At 78.8% G+C, this 5,521-nt stretch carries 6 protein-coding genes; 4 read left to right on the top strand and 2 right to left on the bottom strand.

Annotated features, from left to right (window positions below; all coding sequences use genetic code 11):
- Positions 1-179 (bottom strand): NAD-dependent epimerase/dehydratase family protein (locus tag ABEB16_RS10265; protein ID WP_345712155.1); only part of this gene is annotated, 179 nt, incomplete at its 3' end.
- 306 nt (positions 180-485) lie between these two features.
- Between ABEB16_RS10265 and ABEB16_RS10260 the strand changes: the two genes are divergently transcribed.
- The 3 genes from ABEB16_RS10260 to ABEB16_RS10250 all read left to right on the top strand — a co-directional run bounded on the left by ABEB16_RS10260 (position 486) and on the right by ABEB16_RS10250 (position 3,163).
- Positions 486-2,531: a GMC family oxidoreductase N-terminal domain-containing protein gene (locus ABEB16_RS10260; protein ID WP_345712154.1), complete on the top strand. Its 2,046-nt coding sequence runs from the start codon at positions 486-488 to the stop codon at positions 2,529-2,531.
- Positions 2,532-2,647: 116 nt separating this feature from the next.
- Complete coding sequence (locus ABEB16_RS10255) at positions 2,648-2,860, top strand: hypothetical protein (protein WP_345712153.1); 213 nt, start codon at positions 2,648-2,650, stop codon at positions 2,858-2,860.
- A gap of 66 nt (positions 2,861-2,926) precedes the next feature.
- A complete protein-coding gene (locus ABEB16_RS10250) occupies positions 2,927-3,163 on the top strand; it encodes a hypothetical protein (RefSeq protein WP_345712152.1) in 237 nt (78 codons plus the stop codon).
- A 33-nt stretch (positions 3,164-3,196) separates the two neighbouring features.
- On the opposite strand, the gene ABEB16_RS10245 is transcribed toward ABEB16_RS10250, so the two are convergent.
- Entirely contained in the window at positions 3,197-4,642 is a 1,446-nt protein-coding gene (locus ABEB16_RS10245) for a diguanylate cyclase domain-containing protein (RefSeq protein ID WP_345712151.1), read from the bottom strand.
- A gap of 285 nt (positions 4,643-4,927) precedes the next feature.
- Between ABEB16_RS10245 and ABEB16_RS10240 the strand changes: the two genes are divergently transcribed.
- A complete protein-coding gene (locus tag ABEB16_RS10240) occupies positions 4,928-5,176 on the top strand; it encodes a PspC domain-containing protein (RefSeq protein ID WP_345712150.1) in 249 nt (82 codons plus the stop codon).
- Positions 5,177-5,521: the final 345 nt, after the last annotated feature.

Below are 5,521 nucleotides of genomic sequence, written 5' to 3'. Positions count from 1 at the left end.
CCGACCGCGGCGGCCAGGGCGGCGCGATCCGTGCGGTCGGCGTGCAGGGCCCGCACCCGCGCCGGCAGCGCGCCCGTCGTCCCGCGGTGCAGCGCGGTGACGTCCCAGCCGCGCTCCAGGGCGGCGGCCACCACCGCGCGGCCGACGAAGCGGGTGCCGCCGAGCACGAGCAGCCTCATGCCGCGATCCTGCTCACCGGCGCGGCCGGCGACCAGGGGTTCCGCTGCGGGCGCAACCCCGGCGGCGCGCGGGGCCCGGGTTGACGGGTTCCCGCGGAACCTGGTGGTGCGCCCGGGCGCTGTGCCAAGCTCGTGCCCGTCCGACACCGCACCACCGCGGAGGGCACGCCCCTCCTGCCCCGCCGCTCGAGGACGACCGCCGGGGCCGGCCGACCGGTCCGCGGCGGGGACGCGGCGGTCGCCGCACCGCCAGCCGCCACCACGGGCTCGAGGAGCTCCCGGGCCCACCAGCGCCGAGGACGTGCCGTGCCCGAGTTCACCGACGTCCACCGGGCGGCGCTGCGCGCGCTCGCCGACACCTACGTCGCCGCCGTGCCCGCACCCGGCGGCGAGGACCCCGACGGTTTCTGGGCGCGCCGGGGCAGCGACCTCGGGGTACCCGAGGCGCTCGAGCTGATCCTGCCCGCCACCGTGCCCGAACCGGGGCTCACCGGGCTGCTGCAGCTGCTCGAGGCCCTGGCGGGGGCCGGACTGGCCGACCAGCCGCAACCGGCGCGCGAGGCCCTGCTGCGCGCGGTCGCCGGTTCCGCCCCGGAGGCCGGCGCCGGGCTCGACGCGCTGCGCCAGGCGGTGCTCGCCCTCGCCTACGGCGCGCCCGACCCGGCGACGGGCACCAACCCGTCCTGGCGCACCTGGGGCTACCCCGGTCCCCCGCCGGCGCCGCAGGAACCCCTGGACGGCTTCACGCCGATCGTGCCGCTGGTGCCCGCCGGGGACACCGTGCTGGAGGCCGACGTCGTCGTCGTGGGGTCCGGCAGCGGCGGCGGGGTCGTCGCCGGGGAACTGGCGTGCGCCGGGGTGGACGTCGTCGTCCTGGAGCGCGGCGGGAACTTCGACCGGCCCGACTTCACCCAGCACGAGCTGCAGGCGAACCAGGACCTGTACCTGCGCGGCGGGTACTTCCCGACCGCGGACGGCAACGTCACGCTCGTCGCCGGCTCGACGCTGGGCGGGGGCAGCACGGTGAACTGGTCGAACAGCGTCCGGCCGCGAGCGGACGTGCGGCGGCGGTGGGCGCGGGAGTTCGGGCTGGGCGGCCTCGACGGGCCGGAGTTCGACGAGGACGTCGACGCGGTGCTCGCGAAGATCTCCGCGAGCACGGCGTGCAGCGACCTCAACGACCCGCACCGCCGGCTCGCGGAGGGCGCGGACCGGCTCGGCTGGCACGTGCGCACCGCCGCGCTGAACCTGCGGCCCGACCGCTACTCCCCCGAGGTGGCCGGGTTCGCGGGTTTCGGGGACCGCAGCGGCGCCAAGCAGGGCACGCTCGAGACGTGGCTGCGGGAGGCGGCCGGCGCGGGCGCCCGGATCCTGGTGCGCACCGACGCGGAGCGGGTCCTCGTCGAGGACGGCCGGGCGGTCGGCGTCCTCGCCCGGTACACCGACCCCGCGACCGGCGCCTCCGCGTCGGTCACCGTGCGGGCGGAGCACGTCGTCGTGGCCTGCGGGGCGCTGGAGACGCCGGCGCTCCTGCTGCGCTCGGGGATCGGCGGCCCCGCCGTCGGCCGCGGGCTGCGGCTGCACCCGGCGACCGGGGCGGGTGGGGTGTACGCGCAGCCGCAGCGGACGTGGTGGGGGCCGCCGCAGTCGCTGATCGTCGACGAGTTCGCCGACCGGGACGACGGGTTCGGCTTCCTCGTCGAGGGCATCCACCACGGCTTCGCGATGCTGGCCGCCTCGGCCCGCTGGCACGACGCGCGCCAGCACAAGGAGCTGGTGAGCCGGCTGGGGCGCACCTGCTGGTTCGTGGGCATCGTGCAGGACCGCGGGTGCGGGTCGGTGACCGTGGGGGCCGACGGGCAGGCCGTGCACGGCTACCCGTTCGACGACGAGCTGGACCGGCGGCACCTCGCCGACGCGCTCGAGGCGGTCGTCCGCCTGCACGAGGCCGCCGGCGCGGAGGAGGTCCACGTCCTCTGCCAGGAGCTCCGGCCGTGGCGGCGCGGGGAGGACCTCGAGGCGTTCGTCGCCGCGGCGCGGGCCGTGCCCGTCGGCGCCGGCGGCATCGGGGCGTTCAGCGCGCACCAGATGGGCGGGGCGTGCGCGGGCACCGACCCCGCGACCAGCGTCGCCGGCCCCACGGGGGAGCTGCACGACACCGCGGGGGTCTGGATCGGCGACACCAGCGCCTTCCCCACCTCCAGCGGGGTGAACCCGATGGTGTCGTGCATGGCGCTGGCCCGGCGCACGTCGCGCTCCCTGCTGGCGGCGCTGGGTCGCGGGAGCCGCCGGACCGTGCAGCTCCCCGCGGGGGTCCCCGTCGCCGCCGGGTCCGGGCACCGGGCCCGGTAGGCGCGGGGACACCGCGCTGCCACCCGTTCGGCCGACGCGTCCCTCCCCGGCGAGAGCTCCGGCGGGTGTCGGGGCATGCTGGGGGGAGGCGACGACGCCGTTGGATCGGAGAGCGCGTGATGCACCCCCTCGACAGCACCCCCGAGCGAGCGTCCGGCACGAGCGGAGGGCGCGGTCCGGACGCCGCGGCGCTGGCCGGCTGCGTGATCTGCGAGGTCAGCACCGAGGCGGGTGACTGCCTCTACCGCGGGCAGGACCTGGAGCTGGGCAACGAGGTGTACCGCGCGGTGCCCGGTGCCCACCTGGAGATCCTGCCCGCGGCCGGCTGAACCCCGCGCCCGCCGCGGTGCCCGCGCCACCCGGCACCGGCGCCGCCGCGGTGGCACCCTCGGGTCGTGGACGTCGTGTGGCGGCGCTCCCACGGCGGCCGGTTGCTGCACGCCCTGCCCGGCCGGGTGGACGGCGGCGCGGCAGCGGTCCCGGGCACCGCGCTGTGCGGGGCGCGGGTCGACGTCGACCTGCGCCACGACCCGGTCGCCGAGGCGGCCCGCGAACGCTGCCGGCGCTGCGCGAACCTGCTGGCCTCCGCGACCGGCCGGCTGCCGGACGCCGCGCCGGGGATGCTGTTCTGACCCCGCCGCCACCCGGTCCCCGCAGGGGGACCGTCAGCGGGTCGGGGGGAGCGCCGCGACCTGCGGGCCACCGCCACCGCGCTTGGACCGGTACATCGCCTCGTCCGCGGCGCGCAGCAGGCCGGTGACGTCGGCGGCGTGCTCGGGGGCGCGCGCCACGCCGACCGCGGCGCTGATCAGGACGGGGTGGCCCTCCAGGTCGAAGGGGGCGCGCAGCTCCGCGTCGACGCGCCGGGCGAGCTCCTCCGCGTCCCCTCCCCCGGCGAGCAGGACGGCCAGCTCGTCACCGCCGAGGCGGGCGACGGTGCCGCCGTCCGGCGCGAGGGCCCGCAGCCGCCCGGCGACCTGCTGGAGCAGCAGGTCGCCGCCGTGGTGCCCCAGGGTGTCGTTGACCTGCTTGAAGCCGTTCAGGTCGATGAGCAGCAGCGCCACCGGCCGCGCGCCCCCGAGCGCCCGGGCCAGCCGGGACAGCAGGGCGGCGCGGTTGGGCAGGCCGGTGAGGGCGTCGTGGAAGGCGCGGTGCTCCAGCTCCTGCAGGTGTTGGCGCTCCGCCTGCCGCAGCCGGGCGGAGTCGACGACGAGCGCGCCCTGCAGCGCCAGCCGGTGGGCGAGGTCGGTCTCCCGCGCCGTCCAGGCGCGGGTGCGGCTGACCTCCCCGCACACGGCCGCGCCGAGGACCCCGGTCGCCGAGCGCAGCGGGATCGAGACGTACGAGCGCAGCCCGAGGGTCTGCACGAAGCCCCCCGGCCGCAGCGGGACGGCCGCCACGTCGTCGACGAGCTGCGGCGCCTCGTCGCGCGCCATGCGGGACCAGGCCGGTGAACCCCACGCGCTGCGCCCCACCAGCCGGTCGGTGAGGGCGTCGCCCACCTCCGGCGGCAGGCCCACCCCGATGACACCGCAGATCACCCCGTCGGGACCGACGAGGTAGACGGCGGCCCGCTCCGTCCGGAACGCCTCCGCGGTCACGCCCGCCAGCACCCGCCCGGCGACCTCGACCCCGGCCGCGCGCGCACCTTCCTCGAACAGGCGCCCGAGCGCCCGCGTGCTGTGGTCGAGGTGGCGCCGCTCCTCCTCCAGGACGCAGCCCTGCAGGGCCACCGCCGCGTGGTGCGCGACCGCCGCGACGACCTCGGGGTCCAGCCGGGCGGGGACGTCGGCGGTCAGGTGCATCACGCCGACGCGCCGCCCGGCCGACCGCAGCGGGACGTCCAGGACCGGCGCACCGGCCGGCGGTGCACCGGCGCCGGCGACGAGGGCGGGGCGCCCGCCCCCGTCGGTGCTGACCGCCACCGAGCGCAGCCCCAGGGGGGCCAGGCGGGCGTGGACGAGGGTGAGCAGGTCCTCCAGGGACAGCGCCCGCTCGGTGGCGGCGGTGACCAGCTCGGCGGCCAGCCGGGCCTGCCCCGCGGTCCGCGGCGGGCGCACCGGCGCCGGGAGCAGGCGCCCGGACGGCTCGACGGGGCTGATGGCGCTCACTCCTCCCGCATCGGCGCCGCTCGTCCGGCGCTGAACGTGCGGACCCCCGTCCGGGGGATCGCGCGGGCATCGTCGCACCCGTGCCCGCCGCGCGGAACCGCTCGGGACCGCTCCGGACCCACCCGGGCGCACCCGGGGACCGGGCCCCGCCGTCCCCCGCCGGTCTGGGGGGCGGCTCAGGGATCGCTCAGGGTCGCTCCCCGATGCCCCGCGGGGTGCGCGGCGGGCACCGTGGACACATCGGATCCGCCGACCGGTGGATCCCCGAGATCGAGGAGCCCGACCGTGAACGCCATCCACGCCAACTTCGCCCGCCAGGGACTCGTCCGCCCGCAGGACGGCCGCCTCCTCGGCGGTGTCTGCGCCGGCGTGGCGCAGCGCTTCGGCATGGACCCCTGGGCGGTGCGCGCCCTCTTCGTCACGACCCTCGTCGTCGTCCCCGGCAGCCAGGTCGTCGTCTACCCCCTGCTGTGGGCGCTCATGCCCGACAACGGTGCGGCGGTCCCCGCCGCCGACCGGTACCCCGCGGCCTGAGCGGCCGCGCCGGGTCCGGGAGGAGGTGCCGACGTGTGGTGGGTGGCGTCCTGGGCCGGTTCGTGGGTGGGGTTCTGGACCGGCCTGTCCCTGGCTTCGCCGGGCGCCCCCGGCGCGCCGGTGTCCCCCGCACCCGGCTGGTGGTGAGGTTCCGGTCCGCCGAACCCGGCGCTCGGCCGGGTTCAGCGGACCGCGGTGCGGGCACCCACCCCGCGCATCGACACTCCCCGGCGGGGTTCGACGACCGCTGGGCGCGCCGCCGGGGAGGGGTTCGTGCGGGCCGCCCGGACCGCGTCCGCGGCGCGGCGCAGCGCCGCCGCGGCGGCCGGCCGGTGGGCCCGCCCG

This window comes from Kineococcus glutinatus (assembly GCF_039542765.1).
Taxonomy (GTDB): Bacteria; Actinomycetota; Actinomycetes; order Actinomycetales; family Kineococcaceae; genus Kineococcus_A; species Kineococcus_A glutinatus.
The sequence above is the reverse complement of the archived record's forward strand: the minus strand, read 5'-3'. Positions and strand labels throughout refer to the sequence as shown.